30 protein-coding genes and 1 pseudogene are annotated in these 24,939 nt (G+C 44.9%); 12 read left to right on the top strand and 19 right to left on the bottom strand.

The window, feature by feature from the left end; all coding sequences use genetic code 11:
• On the top strand, positions 1-250 hold a 250-nt coding region (locus QUB33_RS24145; RefSeq protein WP_333355365.1), incomplete at its 5' end, for an IS66 family transposase.
• Here QUB33_RS24145 and QUB33_RS24140 read toward each other — a convergent pair.
• The 10 genes from QUB33_RS24140 to QUB33_RS24095 form a co-directional block, all read right to left on the bottom strand.
• Positions 241-1,824: a hypothetical protein gene (locus tag QUB33_RS24140; protein ID WP_333355362.1), complete on the bottom strand. Its 1,584-nt coding sequence runs from the start codon at positions 1,822-1,824 to the stop codon at positions 241-243. The two genes, QUB33_RS24145 and QUB33_RS24140, sit on opposite strands and share 10 nt — an antisense overlap.
• Positions 1,825-2,164: 340 nt before the next feature.
• Entirely contained in the window at positions 2,165-3,115 is a 951-nt protein-coding gene (locus tag QUB33_RS24135) for a F0F1 ATP synthase subunit gamma (protein WP_006631110.1), read from the bottom strand.
• A gap of 128 nt (positions 3,116-3,243) precedes the next feature.
• Positions 3,244-4,761, bottom strand: coding sequence for a F0F1 ATP synthase subunit alpha (atpA, locus tag QUB33_RS24130; RefSeq protein ID WP_333037344.1), 1,518 nt, complete (start codon positions 4,759-4,761; stop codon positions 3,244-3,246).
• Positions 4,762-4,872: 111 nt separating this feature from the next.
• Positions 4,873-5,418 (bottom strand): ATP synthase F1 subunit delta, encoded by a 546-nt coding sequence (gene atpH, locus QUB33_RS24125; RefSeq protein ID WP_333295845.1) that lies wholly within the window; start codon positions 5,416-5,418, stop codon positions 4,873-4,875.
• 3 nt (positions 5,419-5,421) lie between these two features.
• A complete protein-coding gene (locus QUB33_RS24120; RefSeq protein ID WP_333048365.1) occupies positions 5,422-5,949 on the bottom strand; it encodes a F0F1 ATP synthase subunit B in 528 nt (175 codons plus the stop codon).
• Between the two features lie 87 nt (positions 5,950-6,036).
• Positions 6,037-6,522 (bottom strand): F0F1 ATP synthase subunit B', encoded by a 486-nt coding sequence (locus QUB33_RS24115; RefSeq protein ID WP_006631106.1) that lies wholly within the window; start codon positions 6,520-6,522, stop codon positions 6,037-6,039.
• 97 nt (positions 6,523-6,619) lie between these two features.
• Positions 6,620-6,865: an ATP synthase F0 subunit C gene (atpE, locus tag QUB33_RS24110; RefSeq protein WP_006631105.1), complete on the bottom strand. Its 246-nt coding sequence runs from the start codon at positions 6,863-6,865 to the stop codon at positions 6,620-6,622.
• Between the two features lie 128 nt (positions 6,866-6,993).
• Entirely contained in the window at positions 6,994-7,752 is a 759-nt protein-coding gene (gene atpB, locus QUB33_RS24105) for a F0F1 ATP synthase subunit A (protein ID WP_006631104.1), read from the bottom strand.
• A 55-nt stretch (positions 7,753-7,807) separates the two neighbouring features.
• Entirely contained in the window at positions 7,808-8,269 is a 462-nt protein-coding gene (locus QUB33_RS24100; protein ID WP_333355358.1) for an ATP synthase subunit I, read from the bottom strand.
• A 339-nt stretch (positions 8,270-8,608) separates the two neighbouring features.
• Positions 8,609-9,058, bottom strand: coding sequence for a nitrate reductase associated protein (locus QUB33_RS24095; RefSeq protein WP_190740267.1), 450 nt, complete (start codon positions 9,056-9,058; stop codon positions 8,609-8,611).
• 186 nt (positions 9,059-9,244) lie between these two features.
• On the opposite strand from QUB33_RS24095, the gene moaA reads away from it, so the two are divergent.
• From moaA to QUB33_RS24075, 4 genes and pseudogenes are all read left to right on the top strand, one after another.
• Complete coding sequence (gene moaA, locus QUB33_RS24090; RefSeq protein WP_333355354.1) at positions 9,245-10,234, top strand: GTP 3',8-cyclase MoaA; 990 nt, start codon at positions 9,245-9,247, stop codon at positions 10,232-10,234.
• A 61-nt stretch (positions 10,235-10,295) separates the two neighbouring features.
• A complete protein-coding gene (locus QUB33_RS24085; protein WP_333355351.1) occupies positions 10,296-10,775 on the top strand; it encodes a hypothetical protein in 480 nt (159 codons plus the stop codon).
• Between the two features lies 1 nt (position 10,776).
• Positions 10,777-11,217 carry a DUF7689 domain-containing protein gene (locus tag QUB33_RS24080; RefSeq protein ID WP_333355348.1) on the top strand — a complete coding sequence of 147 codons (441 nt, stop codon included), beginning with the start codon at positions 10,777-10,779 and terminating at the stop codon, positions 11,215-11,217.
• 56 nt (positions 11,218-11,273) lie between these two features.
• Positions 11,274-11,381: pseudogene (locus tag QUB33_RS24075) on the top strand (cyclic pyranopterin phosphate synthase MoaA); the annotation flags it as partial.
• Between the two features lie 60 nt (positions 11,382-11,441).
• Here the strand turns inward: QUB33_RS24075 and QUB33_RS24070 are convergent.
• The 4 genes from QUB33_RS24070 to QUB33_RS24055 all read right to left on the bottom strand — a co-directional run bounded on the left by QUB33_RS24070 (position 11,442) and on the right by QUB33_RS24055 (position 12,846).
• Complete coding sequence (locus QUB33_RS24070; RefSeq protein ID WP_333355345.1) at positions 11,442-11,807, bottom strand: DOPA 4,5-dioxygenase family protein; 366 nt, start codon at positions 11,805-11,807, stop codon at positions 11,442-11,444.
• 123 nt (positions 11,808-11,930) lie between these two features.
• The gene (locus QUB33_RS24065; RefSeq protein WP_333355368.1) at positions 11,931-12,212 is read right to left on the bottom strand and encodes a DUF5615 family PIN-like protein; all 282 of its coding nucleotides are present in this window, start codon (positions 12,210-12,212) and stop codon (positions 11,931-11,933) included.
• A 74-nt stretch (positions 12,213-12,286) separates the two neighbouring features.
• Positions 12,287-12,484 carry a DUF433 domain-containing protein gene (locus tag QUB33_RS24060; RefSeq protein WP_333355341.1) on the bottom strand — a complete coding sequence of 66 codons (198 nt, stop codon included), beginning with the start codon at positions 12,482-12,484 and terminating at the stop codon, positions 12,287-12,289.
• Positions 12,485-12,540: 56 nt separating this feature from the next.
• Entirely contained in the window at positions 12,541-12,846 is a 306-nt protein-coding gene (locus QUB33_RS24055; protein ID WP_333355336.1) for a hypothetical protein, read from the bottom strand.
• 292 nt (positions 12,847-13,138) lie between these two features.
• Between QUB33_RS24055 and QUB33_RS24050 the strand changes: the two genes are divergently transcribed.
• Both QUB33_RS24050 and QUB33_RS24045 read left to right on the top strand, forming a co-directional pair.
• Complete coding sequence (locus QUB33_RS24050; protein WP_333355332.1) at positions 13,139-14,575, top strand: hypothetical protein; 1,437 nt, start codon at positions 13,139-13,141, stop codon at positions 14,573-14,575.
• A gap of 129 nt (positions 14,576-14,704) precedes the next feature.
• Complete coding sequence (locus QUB33_RS24045) at positions 14,705-14,884, top strand: hypothetical protein (RefSeq protein WP_333162156.1); 180 nt, start codon at positions 14,705-14,707, stop codon at positions 14,882-14,884.
• Between the two features lie 333 nt (positions 14,885-15,217).
• Here QUB33_RS24045 and QUB33_RS24040 read toward each other — a convergent pair whose 3' ends face one another.
• Together QUB33_RS24040 and QUB33_RS24035 are read right to left on the bottom strand one after the other, a co-directional pair.
• On the bottom strand, positions 15,218-15,484 hold the full coding sequence (locus QUB33_RS24040) for a hypothetical protein (RefSeq protein ID WP_190657404.1): 267 nt from the start codon (positions 15,482-15,484) through the stop codon (positions 15,218-15,220).
• A gap of 95 nt (positions 15,485-15,579) precedes the next feature.
• On the bottom strand, positions 15,580-15,753 hold the full coding sequence (locus tag QUB33_RS24035; RefSeq protein WP_190657405.1) for a hypothetical protein: 174 nt from the start codon (positions 15,751-15,753) through the stop codon (positions 15,580-15,582).
• Between the two features lie 243 nt (positions 15,754-15,996).
• On the opposite strand from QUB33_RS24035, the gene QUB33_RS24030 reads away from it, so the two are divergent.
• Both QUB33_RS24030 and QUB33_RS24025 read left to right on the top strand, forming a co-directional pair.
• Positions 15,997-16,278, top strand: a complete 282-nt coding sequence (locus tag QUB33_RS24030; protein WP_333355327.1) for a hypothetical protein — start codon at positions 15,997-15,999, stop codon at positions 16,276-16,278.
• The gene (locus tag QUB33_RS24025) at positions 16,279-16,722 is read left to right on the top strand and encodes a PIN domain-containing protein (RefSeq protein ID WP_333227455.1); all 444 of its coding nucleotides are present in this window, start codon (positions 16,279-16,281) and stop codon (positions 16,720-16,722) included.
• 109 nt (positions 16,723-16,831) lie between these two features.
• On the opposite strand, the gene QUB33_RS24020 is transcribed toward QUB33_RS24025, so the two are convergent.
• Entirely contained in the window at positions 16,832-18,016 is a 1,185-nt protein-coding gene (locus tag QUB33_RS24020; protein ID WP_333355322.1) for a class I SAM-dependent methyltransferase, read from the bottom strand.
• 67 nt (positions 18,017-18,083) lie between these two features.
• On the opposite strand from QUB33_RS24020, the gene QUB33_RS24015 reads away from it, so the two are divergent.
• Entirely contained in the window at positions 18,084-18,209 is a 126-nt protein-coding gene (locus tag QUB33_RS24015; protein ID WP_333355319.1) for a hypothetical protein, read from the top strand.
• 490 nt (positions 18,210-18,699) lie between these two features.
• Entirely contained in the window at positions 18,700-21,474 is a 2,775-nt protein-coding gene (locus tag QUB33_RS24010; RefSeq protein WP_333355316.1) for a phycobilisome rod-core linker polypeptide, read from the top strand.
• Between the two features lie 482 nt (positions 21,475-21,956).
• Here QUB33_RS24010 and QUB33_RS24005 read toward each other — a convergent pair whose 3' ends face one another.
• Together QUB33_RS24005 and QUB33_RS24000 are read right to left on the bottom strand one after the other, a co-directional pair.
• Entirely contained in the window at positions 21,957-22,409 is a 453-nt protein-coding gene (locus QUB33_RS24005) for a DUF732 domain-containing protein (protein ID WP_333355312.1), read from the bottom strand.
• Positions 22,410-22,568: 159 nt separating this feature from the next.
• The gene (locus QUB33_RS24000; protein ID WP_333355309.1) at positions 22,569-23,903 is read right to left on the bottom strand and encodes an alkaline phosphatase PhoX; all 1,335 of its coding nucleotides are present in this window, start codon (positions 23,901-23,903) and stop codon (positions 22,569-22,571) included.
• A gap of 671 nt (positions 23,904-24,574) precedes the next feature.
• Between QUB33_RS24000 and QUB33_RS23995 the strand changes: the two genes are divergently transcribed.
• The gene (locus tag QUB33_RS23995) at positions 24,575-24,808 is read left to right on the top strand and encodes a hypothetical protein (protein WP_333355306.1); all 234 of its coding nucleotides are present in this window, start codon (positions 24,575-24,577) and stop codon (positions 24,806-24,808) included.
• The last annotated feature ends 131 nt before the right edge of the window (positions 24,809-24,939 follow it).

The raw sequence follows: 24,939 nt of genomic DNA, 5'->3' as shown, positions 1-24,939 counted from the left end.
TCTGAATGACCCCTCGGTTCCTCCGGATAATAATTTAGCAGAACGTTCCCTACGCCTAGCTGTAACGAAACGGAAAGTTTCTGGCGGCTCTCGTTCGATGAATCGATTTGAGGAAACTGCTAATCTATTGAGTGTGATTCAAACCTGTCGTTTTCAAGCTCGTTCAGTAATGGCTTTTTTCCGTGAGGCTATGAATGCCCATTCTTGTGACTTGACTATTCCTGAGCTTATTCCCTTCTTTCAGACCTGAATCCTTACGATAGGCGACAAGAAAAACACTAAAATTGAGACCCATATTCCTAGATAAATAAAGCTTAAATATGTGAAGTATCCCCAGATCGGTAATATGCTTAGAGACATTAGAGAAAACAGTACCTCCACATCGTCCCCCCCTTTTTTACTTCTTTGATCGAGATCAGATATTATCTCTTCTTTAAAAAGCAATAATTCAGATAATTGTTGTTGAAAATGATTGTAATTAAAATTATTATTATAATCTGTATTCGTTATTTTTTTGTATTTATCTACTTGAGCTAAATATTCATGCCATTGCGAGCCGTAAAAAATTAATCTCAAACTAGCAGATGAAAAGTGTTTTTTTAAAAGCAACTGATTTGATTCTACTTTACTTTGCTCGTTGGCTGTTTGAGACTTTTGATTGTTAAGTTTCTGAATCCAATCTCCTATCTCAACTTCTTGGTTTTGTAAAAATTGTTTCAATACTAATGCTGATTGACTATACTTGTTTGCTAAGGGTGCTGCTGCTATCATTGCGGCTGCAAATTTTTGTGTAATCTGATTCTGTAACTGATTTGCTGATGAAAGCCAATTCTCTATCTCTGGAATCGTTAAAGATTTTGGTTCAGGTTGATCTAACTTGTACTCAAAAGAAAGTGCATCTAATACCGTATAAGCATCTGATTCAACTCTCGCTAACTCTTGTTTATATGGATTTAAAAGCCTAACTGCTGTATTGCGTAACTCCGTCTCTTCCAACAACAACTTGCTTAAAGTTTTCAGCCTTCTTTTTAAATCCGTTGCTGTATTAATAATCTCCGCCGCATTAATTCTCAATGATGTTTCATGGTTAGAGTTATGCAAAAAATCCTCCAAAAGCCCATGAAGATATTCCTCAATCTCAGCAGATTCTTTAAAAATTAACTCAGCTTGCCGCAGTGCCGTCCCCTGTACAATGCTATTGGGTGACATCAATCCCAAACACACCCCTCGCCCGTGTAACTGGGAAATGACATCCCTGATTAAATCATGATAATTCAGCGAGCTATCATTATCATTTAATAATTCATCAACCGGCCCGTACAGCCAAAATTCTAAATGCCTTTCATATTCTGCGGTTGTTTCCCGTCTACTGTTTAGGCGCTGAATTATTTTAATTTCTGCCAGCTTGCGATCGCGAATTTCCCTACGAATGCGATCTAGAGGCTCAGTGAAACCGCCCCCTTCTAAATGTTGTAAACTCTGCTGACAATATCCGATCGCCTCCAACGCCGAAGCAGCCGCCCACCGAGTCAAATCGTTGCTAACTTCCCCCTTCCCCTTCACTTCCTTGGCGATATCTCTAAGCACATCCCAGTCTGCTAAAGCTTCTTTAACGTGATAGTGTTTTGCAGCCACGCCTAAGCCTTGTAGCGCTAGAACCCGGGTGGTTAGTGATGCTTGAGTTTCCCAGATGTTGACGAAGAAAGGAACAGCGTGATCGGGATTGTTTTCTGCAAAATCGAAGAATGCTTGGATTTGTTCTCCTACATTCCTATAGCGATCGGGTAAATCGCCTCCGCCTGGGATGTTTGAAAGGTTACTCATGGGCTTAACTCAGATAGAGGGGGAAGCGCATGGAGAAATTATAACTGTTGCGGCCGAGCTTGTACCAATTTTTTGAATGTTTGCCGCGAGTAATTCCTGTAGGGGCAATCCCCCCGTGGTTGCCCCGATCCTTATTCGGTGGCATCAGAATTGATATTACCCAGAGTCAAGACACGGCAGTCCCCTTTCCCTACAATTAATCGGTGATGGTTACATCCGAGCGAAAAAGATTGACTATTTTGGGTAGGGAAACGGCATTGCCGTGTCCTCCTTTGCTTAAAAAAAGCGCCTGAGTTCCCTCAGACGCATAGCATAAAATCAACAAATTGTCAACCCTAACCTAACCGTTCAAAGCCTCAGCACCGCCGCAAACTTCCAGGATTTCCTGAGTAATTGCCGCTTGCCGCGCCTTGTTATAAGTCAGCGTCAAACTACCGATCAAATCGCTAGCATTCTCACTAGCATTGTTCATCGCCGTCATCCGCGCAGCCAACTCGCTAGCAGCAGACTCTTGCAAAGCCCGCAGCAATTGGTTGTTCAAATACAAGGGCAAAAGAGCCTCCAGAATTTGCGCCGGATCTTGCTCGAAAATCATGTCTCTGGGCAAGCTCTTCGTAGGTGAAGCAACCTTCTCGCGCGATACTTGAAACTGTCCGCCTTGCGATGTCAAGCGGAAGATTTCATCATCTGGAGTTTCCAAACCTTGGGGGTCGAGGGGGAGCAAAGTTTGAATTACCGGACGCGAACTAATTAGCGACACAAACTTGGTGTAAATTAGCTCAACTCTGTCCACAGTTCCCGACAGGAACAAGGAAAGCAATTCGTCAGCAATTTGTGCCGCTTCCGGTGCTGTGGGAATTTGTTCCAAGTTAGCGTAAGTAGCATCGATCGGCTGTTCGCGGCGCTGGAAATACTGAGTAGCTTTGCGTCCTACCAACACGTATTTGTAGTCTAAGCCTTCAGCTTTGATTTCCTTAGCGCGATTTTCGGCGTATCTGATGATGTTGCTGTTGTAGCCGCCGCACAAACCCCGATCGCCCGAAACTACCAACAGTCCCACCGATCGCACTTCGCGTTTTTTCAGCAGCGGCAAATCCAGGTTTTCAAACTGCAAGCGTTCCGCCAAACCGTATAATACCTCTGCCAGTCGATCGGCAAAAGGTCGAGTAGCAGTCACCTGTTCTTGAGCGCGGCGCACCTTTGCAGCGGCCACCAAGCGCATTGCTTCTGTAATCTTTTTAGTGTTCTTGACCGACTTAATGCGATCGCGAATAGTTTTCAGATTTGCCATAACTTTCTCCTTACATCCTTGCCCGCATCTTCTTAATTAAAACCGCAGATTAACGCAGAGTAACGCAGATTAACTTCAGATTATCTGCGTTAATCCGCGTTCATCTGCGGTTCAAAATTCCTACTTGTCTACGCAGAAACTAGAAAACTTTGCTTGTATTCAGTGATGCCTTCTTTCAGCAGCTTCTCAGCTTCATCAGTCAAAGCTTTTCCGCCTTGAACAATTTCGCCGTACTTCGGCTTGCTAGTCCGCAAATAGTCGCGCAAACCAACAGTAAACTTGCTGACTTTTTCCACAGGAATGTCATCCATATAGCCGTTAATACCGGCATAGATTACAGCCACTTGTTCGTTCATCGGCAGAGGCGAACTTTGGGGCTGTTTCAACAGTTCCCGCAAGCGCTGACCGCGCGACAATTGATTCTGAGTAGCTTTATCCAAGTCAGAAGCAAACTGAGAAAATGCTGCCAGTTCTTCAAACTGCGCCAATTCCAATTTCACCTTACCGGCTACTTTTTTCATCGCCTTAGTTTGAGCCGCAGAACCTACCCGCGATACCGAAATACCGGGGTTTACTGCCGGACGCAAACCAGCGTTAAACAAGTCAGAAGAAAGGAAGATTTGACCGTCGGTAATCGAAATTACGTTCGTCGGAATGTAAGCAGAAACGTCACCAGCTTGGGTTTCGATAATTGGCAAAGCAGTCATGCTGCCTTCGCCCAAATCGTCGCTCAATTTAGCAGCGCGTTCTAGCAAGCGAGAGTGCAGGTAAAACACGTCTCCGGGATAAGCTTCGCGACCGGGAGGACGGCGCAGCAACAAGGACATTTGGCGATAAGCTTGTGCTTGTTTGGAAAGGTCATCGTAAATCACCAAAGTGTGCTTGCCTTTGTACATGAAATACTCGGCTAAGCTAGCACCTGTGTAGGGAGCCAAGTATTGCAGGGTTGCGGGGTCACTAGCGTTGGCTGCTACTACGATCGTGTAGTCCATCGCGCCCTTTTCTTGCAGGACGTTGACGATGTTAGCTACTGTAGAAGCTTTTTGACCGATCGCCACGTAAACGCAGATCACGTTTTCCGATTTTTGGTTAATAATCGTGTCGATCGCGATCGCAGTTTTACCGGTTTGTCTGTCACCGATAATCAGTTCCCGTTGTCCTCTTCCCACCGGAATCATCGCATCAATAGCGGTAATTCCTGTTTGCATGGGTTCGTAAACAGAACGGCGAGAAACAATCCCCGGTGCCGGAGATTCAATCAAGCGAGATTCAGTAGTTTTAATTTCTCCTTTGCCGTCAATCGGACGGGCCAAAGCATCAACTACCCGTCCCAACATTGCTTCACCCACGGGGACTTCAGCAATTCTGCCAGTAGCAGTAACTGCCGAACCTTCTTGAATGCCGAGGCCTTGGCCCATCAACACTGCACCCACGTTATCTTGTTCGAGGTTCAGTGCAATGCCCACAGTGCCGTCGGCAAATTCTAGCAATTCCCCAGACATGGCTTTATCCAAGCCATAAATCCGAGCAATGCCGTCGCCTACTTGCAGAACAGTACCGACGTTAGAGACTTTTACATCTTGGTCGTACTGTTCAATTTGCTGGCGAATAATGCTGCTAATTTCGTCAGGTCTGATTGCTGCCATGTCAGTTGTTTTTTGTCAGTTGTTTGTTGTCAGTTGTCAGTTATCAGTTGTTCAAAACTACCAACCGTTAACTGCTAATTAAATTAGCTAATAGTCATCAGCTATTAACTCTCAGGAATTCAAGCGAATTCCTAGACGGCGCAATTGTCCCCGCAGGCTGGCATCAATTACTTGAGAGCCTACTTTGATTACCACACCGCCGATTAAATCTGCGTCTATTTTGGTTTCAATTTCTACTTGACTAGCGCTGGTCATCGCCTGCACTTTCTCGCGAACAGTCTGCTGTTGAGCGTCTGAAAGCGGGACAGCCGATGTAACTTCAGCCAATACTGTTTGGTTTAGTTCTCGGAGCCTTGCCAAGTATTGTTTGCCAATTCCTTCTAAAAAAAGAATTCTTCCTTTGTCTACTAATAGCTTCAGAAAGCTGTGCATCAAGGGGCTCATTTCTTCACCCGCTATTTGCTGAATCACGGCTTTTTTAGCATCCGGTTTGACCAGCGGATTGCCTAAAAATTGACGCAAATCTTCCGAACCTTCTAGCAGGCTCAGCAAGGAACGAATGTCTTCGCCGAACTTCTCTGAGAGATTGTTGGACTGAGCCAGTGACATCAAGGCAGATGCGTAAGGCTGTAAGACTTCTGTGCTGACTGTACTCACGTTTTAGCCTCCCAGTAACGCAATGCTGCGATCGATTAATTGGTGTTGAGCGCCGTCGTCCAAGCTAGTTTTTAGCTGGCTTTCCACCTTTGCTAATGCCAGAGATACAACCGCCGATCGCAGTTGGGCGATCGCTCTTTCCCGCTCCGCTTCCAACTCTTGACCTGCTGTTGCTCTCATGCGTTCAACGTCTTGCGCTGCCTGAGCTAGAATTGCTTCTTTTGCTTTCTTGGCAGTTTCTTCAGCAGCGGCCCGAATTCGTTCGGCTTCTGCTTGCGCTTGAGTCAATTTTTGCTGTTGCTCTGCTAGAGCTGCTGCTGCATCTTTTTGGCGTTTTTCTGCTTCTTGAATCGCCTCTTGGATGGCCGAACGCCTCTCTGTCAGGATTTTACCTACAAATCCGCGCCCGAAATAAAACAGCACTGCAATAATAATGACCAGGTTAATCAGGTTGGTTTCTAAAATATCGAAATTTAAACCGAAACCACCTTCGCCGCTAGCTTCTGTGGCTAGCAATAAAACAGTCCCCATGATACTCTTCCATAATTGCGCGTGCAGATTGGGTGAAGCGATTTTAGATTTGAGATTCCCTCAAAAATCTAAAACTCTTCTGTCTCGCTATTTGGCCAGCGACTGCCCTAATAGCTTTTCGAGAATTTGGCCGCTGAGCGCGTCTACTTGTTGTTCTAGTGAGCGCATTGCTTCTTGCTTTTGCTGCTCTATTTCTTGCCCAGCCTTTTCTCGCGCGACTTGAGCTTCTTGTTGAGCCTCAGCTACTTTTGCTGCCCCAATTTTTTGGGCATCAGCTTGAGCAGCAGCAATTACTGATTGAGACTGTTTGCGAGTTTCTCCCAGTTTTTGCTCGTACTGCTGCGCTAGTTGCTGAGCTTTTGCCAAGCGTTCTTGGGCGGAGACTTGAGTGTTGCGAATGTAATCGGCGCGATCGTCAATTGACTTGCTGAGCGGCTTGTAAAAAATTACATTCAAGACTGCGACTAGAATTAAAAACTGCACCGCCATCAGAGGCAGCGTAGCATCTATATCAAACAGTCCCCCTTCCTTAGCCGCTTCTTCAACTGCTAGTAATACTGTCCAGTGCATCATGATTTTTTGACGGCTTCCATCTAATTCGCTTAATCGATTTTAGATTTGAGATTTTGGATTAGAATCGCCAAAACCTCAAATCTAAAATTTCCAATTATTATGCGAAGGGGTTGGCAAACAGCAGCACTAGGGCTACGACCAAACCGTAAATTGTGAGCGCTTCCATGAACGCCAAACTCAACAGCAAGGTGCCGCGAATTTTACCTTCTGCTTCCGGCTGACGGGCAATCCCTTCTACAGCCTGACCTGCTGCATTTCCTTGACCGATGCCAGGGCCGATTGCAGCTAAACCTACTGCCAAAGCGGCGGCAATTACGGAAGCGGCAGCAACTGTTGGGTTCATGATGATTTTCCTTATCTAAAGTACAAAATGGAGAACAGAAAGTCTAGAGAATTGTCCGATTTTACGACAGAAAGTTTAAGTTCAGAAATTTATTTTTTCCTCCCTCATACTTCGCCGTTTATCGTTAGTTAATCGTGGTGTTCTTCGCCGTGACCGCCTTCTAGAGCTTCACCAATGTAGGCGGCGGCTAAGGTAGCAAAAATCAAAGCTTGAATTGCACTCGTAAATAGTCCCAGAACCATCACTGGCAGAGGAACAAATAAAGGCACTAGCAAGACTAGCACTCCGACCACCAATTCGTCCGCAAGAATGTTGCCAAACAAACGGAAACTCAGGGACAGAGGCTTAGTGAAATCTTCTATGATTTTGAACGGCAACATGAAAGGCACCGGTTCAACATAGTGGGCGAAATACCCCAAGCCGCTTTTGCTGAGACCTGCATAAAAATATGCTAGAGAAGTCAGCAGTGCAAATGCTACCGTCGTGTTGATGTCAGCGGTAGGAGCTCCCAATTCGCCTGATGGCAGCTTAATTAGCTTCCAAGGAATTAGAGCGCCCGACCAGTTTGACACAAAGATGAACAGAAATAATGTACCAATAAACGGTACCCAAGGGCGATATTCTTTTTCCCCAATTTGGTTTTTAGCCAAGTCCCGAATAAATTCCAGCGCATACTCCATAAAATTTTGCATTCCGCTGGGAATTCGCTGGATTTTGCTGGTTCCTAAAATCGAAACTACGACTAAAACGGCAATTACAAACCACGAGGTTAGAAAAACCTGCCCGTGCACTTTCAGATTGCCGAGTTGCCAGTACAACTGCTGCCCAACTTCCAATTCGGCGAGGGGGAAACGATTAAAGGTGTTTAGAACGTCAAGCATTGCCATTCAACGGGCTTCCCCATACAAATCGATGAGTTGAGTTTTGCTCGAATTGCCTGACTTACCTGTAGTCTAGTGCTAATGCACTTCGGATCACGTAAACCAACAGCGCAGCTTTGTAAGTCAGAAATCCCAAAAATATCGGTAAAATCTGTAGCTGATTCCACTGTGTTCCTACTATCATCACCGCTAAAAACACACCGAGCCTTGTCTTGCTGATGCGCTGATTTTGGCTGCCGATTCGTTCAACGTCTCTAGCCAACATCTTTAAGTAAACCACACCTGTGCTCGCCCCAAGCAAATAATTCAGGGCAATATTGAGCGAGTAAAAAATCCAAACGGAGATAAAAATAATCGCCGTAAAAGCAAGGGTGTACACCAACAACTCTTGTTGGAGGCGATAAAAGTCTTGCATGGGATTGGTTGTCTCGGACGAGACTGTCGAGACTGTTGAGACTGTACCAGCTTGAGGAATATCCTCGTTTGCTGGTGTTGGTTCGGTGGGTGTGTTTTGCGTGTTCACGAAGCTCAGAAACTAATGCAGGTAGCAGGCGAGTGCTTTGCAAACTCAGAAAAATCATACCACGCGGCGGTAACAATACTTAAAATAAAATTAATCATATTTTCGGAATTTGGTGTCTGGCGCTTCGGAAACCTCAAGCCATTAAATGTCCGATCAACCTCACCCTACCTCTCCTACCGCCATACCGCACTTTTTTACACATTATTGTCCTCTATCTCACTAAGTGAGGCTAGCTCGGTGAGATACGGACAGAGGACGATCGGGCGCATGGATGAGGTGACTCTCTGTTCTGTGACTCTGCGCCCTGTGCGCCCTCGAAGAGTCAATTAAAATTTGCTGTCATTGAATAACCTTAAACTCTTGAAGCGCCGGGATGAAATTTTTATTCTCGTGGCTCGATCGACTAAGCTTAATCAAAGCAAATCGCTGTAGAGGCTGCAAACTCGCCCACTGTGCCAAAGAAATTGTCACGCCGAGCTCTTGCGCTTTTGCAGAAACAGACTCCGGTACAGTTGCAGCATCCATCCACGGGGGATTTTCATCAACCGCCAAATCAGTTCCCGGTTTGCCTGTCTGTTTAATTAATACTTGGTTTAGCTTTTCTCGGTAATCGATAATTTCTGCTTGTGTCAAGCAAGGTAACTCTACAAGACTTTGCCGTTCTGCTTGGTTAAAATGATTCCAATCCTGCAACTTCAATTTAATGCCGCAAGTATCTAACTTGAGACGTACCTGCATCGGAATGCAGCGCAAAGCTTCCACAAAATCAGCTTCAAATTCAAAAAACATATATTTAGCAAGTTTATTTGAGTTGTGAATGATATTTTTTTTATTAACCGCAGAGGGCGCAGAGGGCGCAGAGTAAGAGAGGAGGGGGAAGGTGAAAAGAAATTGATGCAGGTTTATTGCTCTCTATCAATAATTGCAGAAAATCGAGTCAGCATTTATAATTAAATAATATTACAAACTATTGACATGGATACCGTAGACTACCTTCGGATTAGCTTGATAGACCGCTGCAACTTCCGCTGTCTCTACTGTATGCCGGAAGGTAGCGAGTTGGACTATGTATTGCAACAGCAGTTGTTAACTCACTCGGAATTGCTAACTCTGCTGCGGGAAGTTTTTATACCTGTGGGATTTACCAAGTTTCGCTTGACTGGTGGGGAACCGCTGCTGCGCCCTGGGGTGGTGGAATTGGTGAGATCGATCGCCTCTATGCCGGAAACGCGAGATTTGTCAATGACAACTAATGGCTTTTTGTTGGCGGGAATGGCGGAAAATCTCTACAATGCTGGTTTGCGCCGGATTAATATTAGTTTGGATTCGCTGGAACCCGAGACTTTTGATAAGATAATTGGCAGTCGGGGACGATCGCGGTGGACGCAGGTTTGGGAGGGAATTCAAGCGGCTTATCAAGCAGGATTCGACCCGCTAAAACTGAATGTTGTAGTAATTCCCGGTGTGAATGACGGCGAAATATTGGATTTAGCGGCGTTAACAATTAACCGGAATTGGCACGTTCGATTTATTGAGTTTATGCCGATCGGCAATGGGGATTTATTCGGTGATAAAGGTTGGGTAGCTTCGGCAGATTTGCGACAACAAATTAGCGACAAATACGGGTTAGCCGAGTCGGGTGTTCGCGGAAATGGGCCGGCGGATGTGTTTCAAATTCCGGGGGCAAAAGGCACTTTAGGATTTATCAGCCAAATGTCCGAGTGTTTTTGCGATCGCTGCAACCGGATGCGTTTGTCTGCTGACGGGTGGCTGCGGCCTTGTCTGCTGAACGAAACGGGTCAAATTGACTTAAAAACTGCTCTCCGCAGCGGGACTCCTACAGGCGAATTGCGCGATCGAGTGCGGCACATATTAGAGATTAAACCGGAGATTAATTTCAAGCAGCGAGATTCGGGAACTACTCAAGGAAATTACAGCCGCACCATGTCTCAAATTGGCGGGTGAACTGCCCGAAATCGATAATTTATTTGGTACACTTAAGACATCATCCAATTTTGTAAGTCAGATGAACACCATCTCGATCGCCATTTCAGACCGGCTGATGCTGAAGCTACAAAAAGTTGCTGCTGAGATGAATGTATCCATCGAAGAATTAGTCTTGATGAACATTGAAAGCTCGATCGCGCAACGAGAAAATCCCGCAGCAAATACCGAGCGAGATCTTCGCAATCAAAATGCTGAAATTGAGATCGAGGTAATTGACAAATTTTATACTCTTGCTACGGAATGGCAGAGTGAAGTTGCGGGAATGTCTTCGACAGCTCAAATGTCTCAGCATCCTGCATATCAAGAAATTATTAATATGGGTTCTCAAATCGTGCCGCTGTTGCTATCGGAACTGAAAAAAAATCCCCTTTACTGGTTAGCTGCATTGAATGAAATTACGGGTGAAAATCCCATTAAACCGGAACAAAGGGGAAGGGTAAAAGAGATGGCATCAGCTTGGATAGAGTGGGGTAAAGATCGAGGCTACGCGATTGAATAGAATGTATAGAAGACCAGAACTTGAAATTAAATGGCCGAACTTGTCTCGCACTGATTATCGAGTTACCAGCCAAAAGTCACAGGAATATAACTGTTTTGCGTGGGCTGCTGGTGAAGACGATCGCTGGTGGCAACCGATACCTGGAGAGCAATTCTATTGGCCAGAAGGCGTGCCGCAAGAGGAGACTTTAGACGCATATATTCAGGCTTATCAAACACTGGGATATGAACTTTGTAATGGTGATATATTAGAATCTGGATATCAGAAAATAGCACTATATGTTGACTCTAGCGGTATCCCAACTCATGCAGCTAGACAGTTACCTAATGGTAAGTGGACAAGTAAACTTGGATGGTTGGAAGATGTTGAACACGAATTGGATGGATTGACAGGCGACAGGTATGGAGTTGTCGGTCAAATTATTAAATGTGCGATAAATTAGGGAAAGGCAATCACTTTAGCTCAACCCAATTTACAAATAATTATATTAAATGCGATCGAGTCCGGCACATATTAGAGATTAAACCGGAGATTAATTTCAAGCAGCGAGATTCGGGAACTACTCAAGGAAATTACAGCCGCACCATGTCTCAAATCGGCGGCTAATTATCTATTATCAGCTCTAAGTCAGTCTGGAGAAATGCCCTCGCCTTGCGCGCGGATCGATCATAAGCTGGCGTTACTTGTCCTAGGTCGCAGGAATTCGATATTCAACTCTAGTTTCTCTCCTAGCCACAAAGAATGTTTCGTATGGTCGGCCACATCGTCGCCTGTTTCAGGGTGAATGAGAATATCGAGCTCCTCACGGTTCAGCATTAACCAGGGAACCACTTTGCCAAACTCGTCTGGTAAAAATGCAACTTGATACATCGCTTGGGGGTGGGGGCCAATGGGTTTGTCATGCCAACGCCCAAGCTGCACCTCAAACTGAGTCAATCCTTCTCGTACACGCGCTGCGGCATCACGATTATCAGCGTCGAAGTAAATATGTGCATGAAAACCAACAATTTCGATGGTGTCTTCTTTCATCATTTTCTGTGGATTATTGACCAGATATTAACAACTTTATATTAGCTTAACTTGCTGGATGTTTTATTCACTCCTATAAACTCCTTAAGTTGATAGATACTCACTCTTTGCTTTTTTGGCTTCCTGCTACGACAATACCAGTAGACTCTCTGCTTTTCTATCTCCAAACTGACTAATGATGTCGATTTCATCTCGCAGAATTTGAACAATTTTAGATGTTGAGCAATTGCCAACACGGAGATAAATAAATTTGGGAGGATGACCGTAAAGTAAACTCAGTTGATGAAAGTCAGAATCTTGGGAAACAATCACAAAATCATTTGTCTTTGCATATTCCCAAATTTCTGCATCATCAGTATTTGTCAGTCCTAAAGTTTTGACATGAACAGAATCGGGATAAAAACCGATAATTCTCTAAGTAATTCGGTCTGAGAGGTTTTCGTCCGACAGTAGTTTCATAGGGAGGCCACAAATAACTTTTTTTAACGATCTGCGGCAAAAGCAAGGCAGGCTTTGATGTCTGCCGAAGTTAGTTCTGAAAAATCTTCCAGAATTTCTGCTTCCGTCATGCCACCGACGAGATATTCTAAGATGTCGTAGACGGTGATTCGCATTCTCCGAATACATGGTTTGCCACTGCGTTTTCCCGGTTCAATTGTGATGAGGTCGTGGTAGTCCATAAAGCAATATTTTGTACTAATAAGCGTAATTATAACTGCAAATAATCCTGGTTTGTTTAGGTCAGGATTTCAGGTTTGAGCAAGTAGTGAGAAAAAAAGAACCTTGACGTTGAAAGTAGCCAAGGCGGATCAGTTTTCTCATGGTCTGCGGCAAAAGCAAGACAGGCTTTGATGTTTGCCGAATTTAGTAGGGTTTTCCACCAATAAGACTCCAAAATTGGCGGCAGTCCGATCGAGACAGGGCGATCGTCTCGACATCTCCGACACTTGGCACGGCTGCCACGGCTCCAAAATTGCACCATATAGCGCGGTGTGGGTGAGTTTGAGGTAGATTGGATGGTGAGGACTGCCACGGCTGGCACAATTGCACCTAACCACGGTTGGAGCGGTGGGAGTGTTGCGGGTCTAGCGCGGTCGCTCGGAGCGGTTCAGAGCGGTCACAAACAATTAACCCGCCAGTGTTGGAGTCTAGCGGGTTAATTGTTTGTAGTGGTTTATGTCAATAGTAAATGTTTAATAGAGATATGATATTATATTGGCTTTAGGCTCTGGACTTACAACTGCCTATAAATAAATAGAAAAAACTAATAAGAATTATTTAATTTATTATTAGTTTTAATGTGTTAAACAATTACAAAATGTGAGTCAATTTTTATGAAGAAAAACGTTTTTTCTATTTTATTAAATGAAGAAATCACATCAGGTGATGATAGACTCAACTATGAATCGTATAAAAATCTATTATTAAAATGTAAATTTTGTCATCAAGCTGTTTTCTTTAAGAAATCAAGTAATTTTAACAAGCAGGGTATAAAAAGAGTAGCTCATTTTTCACATTATAAGGACATAGGGTATAATCCTTGTCCTGAGAGAACTGAGAGTAATACTAGCACAGGAGAAACGGATTCAGAGGGTAGAAAACAAAGTTTAGAAAAATATCAGAAAAGAATACAAGACATCCTTTATAGAGGAATAGTTTTTTATCAAAAAATCACATTTTTAAAACTTGAAGAACGTATAAAAGAAGGCGAAATTTTAATAAATCAATATGAAATTAATATCAATAAATGGTTAAATCAGTTTTACGAAAAAAGAGAAATTATTAAAAAATTGGCATTAACTTTGTATCATAATAAATCATCTCAAATAGAGTGTGATATTTTTTCAAATATAGTTTATTATCTGTGTTTTCCTGCTAGTGTGGATATTTTAAAACAAATCCTTTATTATGTATTTCTTTTTGATAAAGAGGTTTTTTTTAGTAACGATTTTGATAAAGTTTTTTTTAAAGCGCTTACATTAATAAGTTATATTAAATTGGGTGAGGAATATTTACGAGCCAAAGAAAGTTTAGCAATTTTTAATGAAGATAATATTACAGAGGATGTATTAACTGAAGATAGAAAATTAGAAAGCGAAATAGTTGAGCCTAAGATGGTGACAACTACCAACCAATTTGGACAACGTTATATATATTATATTATAGAAGAAATAAAGTTAGATTATTATTTATGTACTCCTAAATTAAACAAAAAAGGTGAGAGAACTTTTCACAAAATTAGAGGACGACAATCTGAAGAAATCAGTATTAGTTGGCGTGAAGAGAAAGATGGTGGATATTTGATTCTACGGAATAACAGCAGAATTGTGGCAACTTTTTCATTAACGGTGAATAGGACTATTAAATGGAATCCTTTACCTGTGTATTTCGCAACTGAGAATATTATTGCAAGACCTTTATTATTTTCAAATATTGATAAAGATCATATTGAGAGTGACAATTTATATCAATTTTTTCTACAATGGATAAAATCATCTGATTTTATGATCCATCGAATTGCATGGGAAGATCACTATCCTTCTGAATTTATTAAGTTATTGTTTATTTTTATAGCCTATATGACCGAGTATTCACGTTTGACAATATCAACGGGAGACGATTCAATTCTAGAAAAAAATGTAGATGTCGAAAATATAGATAATCACTATAATAAATTATTACATCAATTAGTAGGAGACTCTAAATTATTGAAAAACCGTTATTTAACATCTAAATTACCTATACCAAAATTAAAGGTGAATCCTTTATAAAAAATAAAATTGCTTATCCTATGAGACTTGGATGACACGGCATAATCTAACCTAAAACTTTAGTGTGTTTTTTAGAATATTGTGCCATTATAGTTTTTAGTTGTTTAAGAACTTCAATCTCATCATTCTATGGAAAACTCAGAAGATAAACCTAATCCCGCTATTGAAGCTGCTAAAAAGACAGCTTCTGAACCTAATCCCGCTATTGAAGCTGCTAAAAAGACAGCTTCTGAGCCTAATCCCGCTATTGAAGCTGCTAAAAAGACAGCTTCTAACCCTAACCCAGCTATAGAAGACACCGAATCATAATCCCGTCTACAAACACGTCGTTTTAGAGGTTTCACGCTTTTAATCAGGAAATTACTGTTTCTTGATTTGTAAGGGTTACAGGGCTTAGACGGGGAAATGTGAGTTTCTCCGCCTAGCTTGATTTATAGATGTTTCAGCCTCTAAATCAGGATATGCTCTTATCCTGATTTAGTAAAATAACGTGCCTGATATTTGTCTTATTAACTGGTTCCCAGGCTAGAGCCTGGGAACCGAGATCCAGAGGCTCTGCCTCGCTAACGGATAAAAATAAAAACAGGAGGCAGATGCTCATGGAATGTTTTCCCAGGCTAGAGCCTGGGAACGAGCAAACACCTACGCTTTGCGCTTCCGACGGCGAATCAGCACACTCATCACTTGATTCGGATTAGCTGCACGTTGTAGGGGACTCCAATCGCCAACTTGGGCAAATCCCAGGCGGTACAAGGTGAGTATGGTTTCCCTGACACCCTTGGGCGAACCTGTCACCGTTACACACACCACATCCTGTTCCGATTCTGCTGCTGAGTCGTCATTTGGCCGATCCTCTTCGAGGGCTGCGCTAACGAATTTGTTGTCGTCAGGCAAGAATTCCTGTGACATAATTATGTTCTCCTGGTTTTAGGTTTTCTAGAAAAACCCAAAAACCCAGCCGCCCCGCTTTTCAACGCATAGCAGGGCGGCTACAGAGAGTGTTATCATACTCCGTTAGCCTCCAGACTGCTGATATCAGTTTGGCGGTTAGCTGTCCATTGCTGTTGGTAGCAGCTTTGGGCAGTGCAACTAGATTTTTGGGCGACGCGGGCTACTTCCTCTACAAGCAAAGCAACCTCTAACTTCAAAGCGTAGCCGCAGACTGGGGCCTGTGTCAATCCTCCATTTGGGATTTGGGATTTGGGAAAGGTGCGTCAGCTTTGAGATTGCTTCACTACCTTCGCAATGACAGAAAATCCTAGTACGTGCATCCAGGATTAACTGGTTCCCAGGCTCTAGCCTGGGAACGAGCAATCGCCTACTTCCTAGGCTTTGCGCTACAGTTATAATATTAAAATCAATTTAAAAAGTGTGATCGACCCCGCTATCATCAGCCCAAAAACTTGCACTCAAGGATAATTATGCTGCACAATCTTCAGCAATCTCACGAACAAGATATACAGACGATTACTCAAGTTTTGGGAAAAATAACCAACCGCACGGCGGATCAGATTAAACCATTACTAGATGCGATGCTCAAACAGCTAATTGAACCTCAACAACGTCCATTTTATGAAACAGCTACCCCAACAGAATGGTCAATAGCATTTCAAGAATGGGTTGACAGTCATCGTACCCTCAATCTCCCCACTCTTCCAGATGAAGCTATTAGCAGAGAGAGCATTTATGGAGACAGAGGTTAAATGCCGTTTCTCGTAGATACAAATATACTGCTGCGTAGCATCGATACAGCACACCCAATGAATCCTGATGCTGTCAATGCCGTGATTACTCTGCGCGATCGCGGAGAACAACTTTATATTGTACCCCAAAATTTGATCGAGTTTTGGAACGTTTGCACGCGCCCGATCCAGAGAAATGGATTAGGGCGTACTGCAACAGAAGCAGAGGCAGAAATTAATCGCTTAAAACAGCTTTTTCCTCTGTTGTTGGATACCGAAGCAATTTATCAAGAATGGGAGCGACTGGTGATAACACATAAGGTTGTAGGTGTTAACGTTCATGATGCGCGGCTAGTTGCTGCTATGCTAGTTCATGGTTTAACCCATATCCTAACTTTTAACATTGCTGATTTCGCTCGTTATTCACAAATTACGGCTGTTAATCCTCCAACTGTAAAACCTTGATTAATTGGGAATTTAACATCAATTATACTCCGAGCAAAGAACAGGCAAGATGCCTGTTCCACAAAAAGCTAATTTGATTGTGGAGAGGAGTTAAGCATCTTGCCCGCCCTTAGATTTTACCGGGTGTTAGCAAAATGAGCTGTTTTGATAAGATCGATCGCACTTCATCCAATCCCATATCCACATCCGCCAAAATCTCTCCCACAGTTTTGGTATTGCAAGCTTGCAGAAACTCAAATTCAGCACTTGACAAATTGAGCAATTGGTAGTTGCAATCAAACACTTGTTGACTAGGCCAACCGTGCATACAACTACTCAACTCTGGAATTGCTGCCAAAAGTGCCTGATCGTCCGACCAATCAATTTTATTAACAGGCTTTTTGCCCAAGAAAAACTCGTAATGAGTGATTTCCGTATCCAACAATTCAATTAATCGATAAAGCTCCCGTTCCGTCAAACCCTGAGCTCTTTCTATCAATTCCGGCGCTTTCCCCAAAAGTCTTTCTAACTGCCAATATCCCGGATTTGAGAAACCGATAAATTCCAATCCCGAAGCGTCAATTAACTCGAACAAAGTCTCAATATTGTAGTCAATTTCCTGCGGGTGAACGTACATATCAGCAAAACATTCGTCCCGCTGATTTTCTCCTGCCCAACGCTGTTTTTCGTACTTGACAAGACGGTTGTTTTCTGGTAAAGAAGCAAAGATTTGACGACCGACTTTCACACCATCGGGATAGTCACCTTTTTGCGGGCCTTGAAGAAGTCCGATCGCCCTTTGCATCAATTGAATTTCCCAGCGTCCGAGCTCAGCATACACAAAAATGTGCATCAAACCGCCCTCCGCCAACTTCGCCGCCAGCGCTTGAATGCCCCGGATTGGATCGGGTAAGTGGTGCAGCACGCCCACGCAGTTGATCAAATCAAACTCGCCCTCTAACTCGGCGGCATCGTACAGGCTGAGGTGGCGGAAATCAGCTTCCCGCGCCCCCGATCGCCGACACCGTTCTTGTGCTACTTTCAAAGCACCCGCACTCAGGTCGATCGCCGTCACCGAAGCTTCGGGATTGAGGTGAATCAGATAATCGGTGCTCGAACCAGTGCCGCAGCCAGCATCTAAAATCCGAATATCGAGTTTTGGCGGCTTTTGGCCGGTGCAAAAATTGTAAGCATCAGGCCAACTCCAGCGCCAGTTGTACCCAGGAGGCGGTTCATCTGACAAAGGATCGGGCGGGAAAGGGAAAGTATCGTAAAGCCGCCGCACGGCAGCACTGATATCAGGCGTAGTATCCATAGGTGAGGTAATAGTGCGTGGGTTTTGAGATTGGTTGTCAGTAGCTACGGGGTAACAGCGCTACGCCATGCACTTCTGTGGCTGCGTTACTCGCAACAAAAGTGTCGATTCGCTGGCGTTGGGCAAGCCTCAAACAGAGGGATCGGGCGATCGACCAACCCATGACTGCCAAGCCCTGACAGCTTGTGCGTAATAAAACTTATCATTTTTTCTCATATACGTTCTCTTAAATCTATACAATAAATGTCGGCAGGCTTTTTAACAAACGAGGACTGTCAATAACCCACCGCAGAGCTTTCGGGTGAAGCGGAGGCGTCTTTCCGCAGAAAGTCACAGATCCAGAAAAAGGCAGAAGAAAATTTTTGATTTTCTTTTCCCTTAATTCACGGCACTTGCTGCAATCGCCCAAAGGCAACTCTCCTGCCGAGTCTTTTTTTCCACGGGTATGCCGGCGGAGCGCAGCGGAGGGAGTACCCCGTGCCTGCCTTCGGATCGGACATTTCCCCGCTGGCAGAAAGATGAAACCAAAACATTTTAATCTAAGAAAGTAAGCGCGCCCGAACCTCGTGACAGGTAAAGGCAAAAAGTAAACAAAGCAAAAATACCTACTTTGACCTGCATGAGAAGGCAAGGTTAGTCGGGTTAAATGCTGCAACTATTTGGATAGGGAGCGAAAGAGTCTAATGACTGTAAAAGCAAGTGGTGGAAGCTCGGTTGCGCGTCCGCAACTATATCAAACTGTACCGGTCGCAACAATTTCGCAAGCAGAACAGCAAGACCGCTTTCTACAGCGGGGCGAACTCAGCGAACTGGCAAGTTATTTCAGTTCAGGGGCTCTTCGGATCGATATCTCTGCGACGCTGACCAAAAACTCGGAACTGATAGTATCCCGCGCAGCCAACCGGATTTTTACCGGCGGTTCCCCGCTGGCATTTTTGGAAAGACCACAAGAACCTGCGATGGCTGTAGCAGGCGCGGCTCGTGGCGGGTCGGGGAATGTCTCTGAAGGCATGAAACTGGGAACTGTTACCTACGTTGAAGGTCGCGCAGGCGGCGGCAACGGCGGTGGCGGCGGCGGATTCTTGGGGCTAGGAAATCTATTTGCTGGCAACGGTGGCGGCTACAGCGGCCCACTGCCCGCAGGATTTCAGCCGATCAATGTCTCGCGCTACGGCCCGGGCAACATGACAAAATCTCTGCGCGACTTGAGCTGGTTTTTGCGCTACATCACCTACGCGATCGTAGCTGGCGACCCGAACATTATTTCGGTGAACGTGCGCGGATTGCGGGAAATCATCGAAAATGCTTGCTCTTCGGCGGCCACAATTGTGGCAATGCAGGAAATGAAGGCAGCATCTTTGGGATATTTCAGAAACAATGCAGAGGCCGCTGCGATCGTCGGACAGTATTTCGACGTAGCAATTACCGAATTCAAAGCTCCCACACCTTCAGACAAGGTGCGGCAGCGCGAAAGCAACGACCAGCAAGGGCTGCAACTGCCCCAAATCTACTTCAACGCCTCCGAGCGACGGTCGAAATTCGTCATGAAAACCGGCCTGTCTGGGGGGGAAAAGCTAGAAGTAATCAAAGCAGCTTACCGCCAAGTTTTTGAGCGCGACATTAGCCGCGCATACAGCCAAAGCATTTCTGACTTGGAATCCAAGGTCAAAAATGGCGAAATCTCGATGAAAGAGTTTATCCGCCGGTTGGGTAAATCTCCTCTGTACCGCCAGCAATTCTACGAGCCGTTTGTCAACAGCCGCGCTGTAGAATTGGCCGCCCGCCACTTCTTGGGTCGCGGTTTGAGCTCGCGGGAGGAATTTAGCAAGTATTTTGCGATCGTCAGCAAAGGCGGCCTGCCAGCCCTCGTAGACGCGATGGTTTATTCCCAGGAGTATTCCGATTACTTCGGCGAAGAAACAGTGCCTTACCTACGCGGTTTGGGCCAAGAAGCTCAGGAGTGTCGCAACTGGGGCCCGCAAATTGATTTGTTCAATTTCAGCGCTCCGTTCCGCAAGGTTCCTCAGTTCATCACCTTGTTTGCTGGCTACAACCAGCCTCTGCCAGACCAGCACGTTTACGGTGTTGGTAATGACCCCTTAGAAATTCAGTTTGGCGCGATTTTCCCGCAAGAAACTCGCAACCCCAAGAGCCGTCCGGCTCCCTTCGGCAAAGACACCCGCCGCATCCTGATCCGTCAAGGTGCAGGTATTGACAATCAGTTGAGCAATCCGGCGGCTCGCGGTGCTGCTCCTGGTTCTCTGGGCCCCAAGGTCTTTAAATTAGACCAGTTACCGAGCAACTATGTCGCTTCCAAGAAAACTGCCCGCGGTGTCTCTAGCAGCTACAGCAACAGTTCCAGTGTCAAATTTACCGAAAGTTCCACCCAAGCGGTGATTCGGGCTGCTTACCTGCAAGTGTTCGGTCGCGACGTGTTCGACGGCCAGCGCCAAAAGGTGGCGGAAATTAAGCTGGAAAACGGCGAGATTCCGATGCGCGAGTTTATTCGGATGTTGGCGAAGTCTGACGTGTTCCGCAATATGTACTGGAGCAAGCTGTACGTTTGTAAGGCGATCGAGTACATTCACCGCCGACTCCTGGGACGCCCTACCTACGGCCGCCAGGAAATGAACGCTTACTTTGACATTTGTTCCAAGAAGGGTTTTTACGCGCTGGTCGATGCCATCCTCGACAGCACGGAGTACAACGAAGCTTTTGGGGAAGATACAGTTCCCTACGAGCGCTATGTGACTCCCGGTGGTTTGTCGATGCGGACGATGCGATCGGGTTCCGTCGCTGAGCAAAATGTCCAAGCTCAGACGCCAGAAACTCCTCGGTTTATCGAACTCGGCACTGCGCTCGATCGGGGCGAATTCGAGTTACAAAATAGCCTCGCTCAAGGTGTCAGCAGGCGGCGCGAACAAACTAAGGTGTTCAAGCTGACGACTACTTCGGACAAAGTAGCTTTGAAAACTTTAATTCAAGCTGCTTACCGTCAAATTTTTGAGCGCGACATCAACCCGTATGTTGTGAAGAATGAATTCACGGCGCTGGAAAGCAAACTGGGCAACAATGAAATCAATCTCAAGGAGTTCATTGAAGCTTTGGGCTGCTCATCGCTGTACATCAAACAGTTCTACGCACCTTATCCCAATACTAAGGTGATTGAGTTGGGAACCAAGCACTTCTTGGGCCGCGCTCCCCGCAATCAAGCGGAGATTCGGACCTACAACCAAATCTTGGCAAGTAAAGGGATTAAGGGCTTTATCAACGCGATGTTGAACAGCGTTGAATATGCCGAGGCGTTTGGCGAGGATACTGTTCCTTACCGTCGCTTTCCGACTCTGCCCGCTGCGAATTTCCCGAATACCGAAAGGCTGTACAATCAACTCACCAAGCAGAATGATGAGTTGGTGGTTCCAAGCTTTGAGCCAGTAGCTGCTACTGACAGAAGCTAGATTGATTTGAGGTTTTAGATGTTAAATTACGGCTAATTTAACATCTAAAATTAGTTGAAGGGCTGGTATAATTGCCAGCCCTTTTTTATGACAGGTTTGTTGTTGCGCTGCCTCGATTAATTTGGAATTTTTTACGGCTGATCAACGGTGATGAAGAGGATATTATACCAGTTCTCATTAGGATGAGGTACAGGCTCAGAAGGCCGAAAAGAAGAAGCTCCTCACTACGAAGGTTTGTCACCGTTCATCGGCTCGGCTAAATTCAATTTAGATGGCATAAAGACATTTTGTAAATGTAAGTGATTGTTAGCAAATATCAGAAAAAGTCTTACCGTTAATCAACCCTTTCTTCCCTTCAAAATCTAGTTACTTCCTTGCTCTGTTACCTGCCAACTGACCTCACAGAGGCAATCCGAGCCGCCGCTCCTACTTCTGAAGCGCCAGTAATGGCAGAGGCAATCGCCCCACTCAGACTTCCTTGCTCAGTCATCAAACTCAGGGCAGTAATATTTAGGAGCCAAAGCGTTAAGCGCATCAACTTCAGCATTGCCTTGAGGTTGCAGCAAGTCGATCGACATTCCCGCACTGAGTGCATTACATATCCCGCGCGCACGTTCGATAGCGGCTTGGGGATTTCGTTGAAGGCGAGACACAGCATCGGATGAGGATGACTTGAGCCGTTTGCTCAACGATTGTTGGTAATTATTAATAAAAGCCTGATCATTTGGCTGTAAAGCCTTCGGGCGGTCTCTGCTACTACTTCCACAAAGCTTACCTAAGTCGATCGTTTGACCATCACTTTTCTGTATATAGCAAACGTAATCAACCGGTGTTTGAGCGACTGAACCACTAGATTGACATAGGTCAACACCAAAGGCGATCGACATCATTACCAAAGAATAAAACACTCGTTTCGACTGTCTGACGTATTGCACGACTCTTCAAACTCCCACAAACCGTTAAACTTTCATAGGCTTATAGAGAACCCACACCGGATGTTGCCACAATCCGGCGTGATTCACTATCTTTTGCATAGTGCGAACATAAGAGCGTTTTACAGGCAAATAAAATGCTCGCACTATAAGGCAGGAATGTTATGCTCCTCGTTGAGACTTCCAAGGACCCCAAATGGCAAACGTGATGCCTGGGGTTTGGATATTAACGAACATAGTGTTACCATCCGGCGAGAAGCAGGCTCCGGCAAACTCGCTATCGTTGATAGCATTTTTTGCCAGACGATACAGTTCCCCGTTGGGAGTTACGCCCACCACGAACTGCTCATCATTGCCATCTTCGCAAATGATCAGATCACCATAAGGTGCCACAACAATGTTGTCAGGACCATCGAGTTCGTCAGCCGATTTAGCCTCAACAAAAAGTTCGATCGTATCTCGATCGGGAAGATACCGCCAAACCTGACCAAATCCGTTGGGTCTGCCATTGGCATCAACAGAGCCACCGTTCGTACAACAGAAATAAACTTCACGATTGCCGTACCAAATGCCTTCTCCACGAGCAAACTGGGCAGCACCTTTACCGAAACCTTCAACCCGTACCGTATCCGTAGCAGGGTCAGGATTGTCAATTGTCACCCATTCCACTGGCATTGGTTGACCCTTGGTAAAGCCGGCAAAAGTCTTTGCCTTAGGCATATTCTTAATCTTTAGCGCTTGCAGAGTGCCGCCGGCGCTTAAATTGTTCGGTTGAGAGGGGATAAAGCGATAGAAGAGGCTATCTCTTTGGTCTTCAGTCTCGTAGACAATTCCGGTTTTGGGGTCGATCGCCACAGCTTCATGGTTAAACCGTCCCATCGCAACTAAAGGTACGGGATTCACTGGAACCGTTGCCAGAGCCGGAACTTCAAAGTTGTAGCCGTGAGATTTCGAGACATTTGTCGGATTGCCCGGTCTATTTGTCGCCAGAGTCGAGACATTTTCCTCGCAAGTAATCCAAGAACCCCAGGGAGTCGGGCCGCCCGCACAATTTCGATAGGTGCCACTAAGCGAAGCGTAGTGGTTGACGAGCTGACGATTGGGTCCAACCTGTAGTGTGGTTGTTCCGCCTTTGCAAAGAGGATCGTAAGGATTTGGACCCAAAACTTGTGTTGTAGAATTCGGACTCAGTTCGTGATTGCGAACCAGAATCACCGTGTTTTGGGGACCTGGGAAAGCCGCCATGCCATCGTGACCGCCGGGAACAGGGGAACCGTCGCTCATCATTTCGCCGGTTCGTGAAAAAGCCCGATACTGAAACCCACGGGGTAAATCTAACAATCCATTCGGATCGGCTACGAGGGGCCCATACCCTCCCCCAACTACTGATTGACCATTCGCCTTTCTGGCATAAAGCGCTTCTAGAGGAGACATCATCAAAGTGCCAGCAGCACTCGCTCCTGCCAAGGTAAAAAACTTTCGTCGTGATAGTTGCATCAGCTTTTCCGGTGAATTAAACAAAGCATACTAAACTTGCATCAAGGCAAAGATAAGGTTGGTTTAACTTCTCATTAAGGTTGTTTCATAGTTGTTCAATGTCAATCCCAGTGGCTCGTAATTGCGCTGCTAACCGGGCTGTTCGCTGCTCTATATTTTCAGCCACTTGACGTTTTGATTCAGTAGGAACTTGCAGGATTGACATTACTTTAATCGGCTTTATTCCAGAGATTTTTATAAAAGAAATCTATAAATTAATATGTTAAAATTATGTCACTTCACTAAAACGCATGAGCTTTGTGTTACCCACATTATTTATTTTTTGTTGATATGCTATATTTTATTTAACAAGTTATATTTGGAAAAACTTACCCAGAAAATCGGTTTTTAGTTATACAAAACAGGGCTAATTTCAAGTATTTTTACGCAAATGGCTCATTGAAATAACGGTTTGCAATTGGATAAAGTACACCCCAAACTAGGAGCTTATTATTTTCTGTTTTTTTTACCCAAGCAAACTGCACACAAGTAGTCGGGAAGAACGCTAAAGCCAAATCCCGATGCAACGGCTTGTCTAATTGCTCTTAAATTAGGTACGAGCAGTTTTGGAGCAACGTCAATTATCCTGCGAAATATAACTCGCCAAAAGTGGTGGGCGGCAGGTGGCGCGAGTGGAACATATCCTCAATCCTGCACAAATTGACCCCGCAGAACATGGCGCTATTTTCTACGCTGGGGGACACGGTACAATGTGGGATTTTGCTGATAACCAGGAACTTGCTGGGATTGGTGCTATTTATGAAGCAGATGGCATTTTTGGCGCTGTCTGTCACGGGCTGGCGGCGTTAGTTAATCTTAATTTTCAAGTTGGCGTTGTGGCGAGTGAGAGGCTCGTCACAGGCTAAAATCCCGCTTCGGCAGGAGGTGTCGGTCACAAAATGGTAGAATCGATCGAAAATAACAATACTCCGGACAGTTTTTAAAGAGGGATGCGACGCCTACGGCAAGCAACGCTTACGCAATAAATCACAGAAGC

The sequence above is a fragment of the Microcoleus sp. B3-A4 genome (assembly GCF_036705385.1).
GTDB lineage: Bacteria > Cyanobacteriota > Cyanobacteriia > Cyanobacteriales > Microcoleaceae > Microcoleus.
Note: the sequence above shows the minus strand (reverse complement) of the source record. Positions and strands in the feature narration are given on the sequence as shown.

Bases quoted from the DNA above. Each gene is read 5' to 3' on its own strand.
- QUB33_RS24140 (WP_333355362.1), bottom strand. From the start codon at position 1,824: ATGAGTAACCTTTCAAACATCCCAGGCGGAGGCGATTTACCCGATCGC.
- QUB33_RS24080 (WP_333355348.1), top strand. From the start codon at position 10,777: ATGTATAGAAGACCAGAACTTGAAATTAAATGGCCGAACTTGTCTCGC.
- QUB33_RS24135 (WP_006631110.1), bottom strand. From the start codon at position 3,115: ATGGCAAATCTGAAAACTATTCGCGATCGCATTAAGTCGGTCAAGAAC.
- QUB33_RS24015 (WP_333355319.1), top strand. From the start codon at position 18,084: ATGCACTTCTGTGGCTGCGTTACTCGCAACAAAAGTGTCGATTCGCTG.
- QUB33_RS24025 (WP_333227455.1), top strand. From the start codon at position 16,279: ATGCCGTTTCTCGTAGATACAAATATACTGCTGCGTAGCATCGATACA.
- QUB33_RS24050 (WP_333355332.1), top strand. From the start codon at position 13,139: ATGAAGAAAAACGTTTTTTCTATTTTATTAAATGAAGAAATCACATCA.
- QUB33_RS24070 (WP_333355345.1), bottom strand. From the start codon at position 11,807: ATGATGAAAGAAGACACCATCGAAATTGTTGGTTTTCATGCACATATT.
- moaA (WP_333355354.1), top strand. From the start codon at position 9,245: ATGGATACCGTAGACTACCTTCGGATTAGCTTGATAGACCGCTGCAAC.
- QUB33_RS24095 (WP_190740267.1), bottom strand. From the start codon at position 9,058: ATGTTTTTTGAATTTGAAGCTGATTTTGTGGAAGCTTTGCGCTGCATT.
- QUB33_RS24010 (WP_333355316.1), top strand. From the start codon at position 18,700: ATGACTGTAAAAGCAAGTGGTGGAAGCTCGGTTGCGCGTCCGCAACTA.
- QUB33_RS24120 (WP_333048365.1), bottom strand. From the start codon at position 5,949: ATGGGGACTGTTTTATTGCTAGCCACAGAAGCTAGCGGCGAAGGTGGT.
- atpB (WP_006631104.1), bottom strand. From the start codon at position 7,752: ATGGCAATGCTTGACGTTCTAAACACCTTTAATCGTTTCCCCCTCGCC.
- QUB33_RS24030 (WP_333355327.1), top strand. From the start codon at position 15,997: ATGCTGCACAATCTTCAGCAATCTCACGAACAAGATATACAGACGATT.
- QUB33_RS24040 (WP_190657404.1), bottom strand. From the start codon at position 15,484: ATGTCACAGGAATTCTTGCCTGACGACAACAAATTCGTTAGCGCAGCC.
- QUB33_RS24085 (WP_333355351.1), top strand. From the start codon at position 10,296: ATGAACACCATCTCGATCGCCATTTCAGACCGGCTGATGCTGAAGCTA.
- QUB33_RS24000 (WP_333355309.1), bottom strand. From the start codon at position 23,903: ATGCAACTATCACGACGAAAGTTTTTTACCTTGGCAGGAGCGAGTGCT.
- QUB33_RS24060 (WP_333355341.1), bottom strand. From the start codon at position 12,484: ATGGACTACCACGACCTCATCACAATTGAACCGGGAAAACGCAGTGGC.
- QUB33_RS24115 (WP_006631106.1), bottom strand. From the start codon at position 6,522: ATGATGCACTGGACAGTATTACTAGCAGTTGAAGAAGCGGCTAAGGAA.
- atpA (WP_333037344.1), bottom strand. From the start codon at position 4,761: ATGGCAGCAATCAGACCTGACGAAATTAGCAGCATTATTCGCCAGCAA.
- QUB33_RS24020 (WP_333355322.1), bottom strand. From the start codon at position 18,016: ATGGATACTACGCCTGATATCAGTGCTGCCGTGCGGCGGCTTTACGAT.
- atpE (WP_006631105.1), bottom strand. From the start codon at position 6,865: ATGAACCCAACAGTTGCTGCCGCTTCCGTAATTGCCGCCGCTTTGGCA.
- QUB33_RS24045 (WP_333162156.1), top strand. From the start codon at position 14,705: ATGGAAAACTCAGAAGATAAACCTAATCCCGCTATTGAAGCTGCTAAA.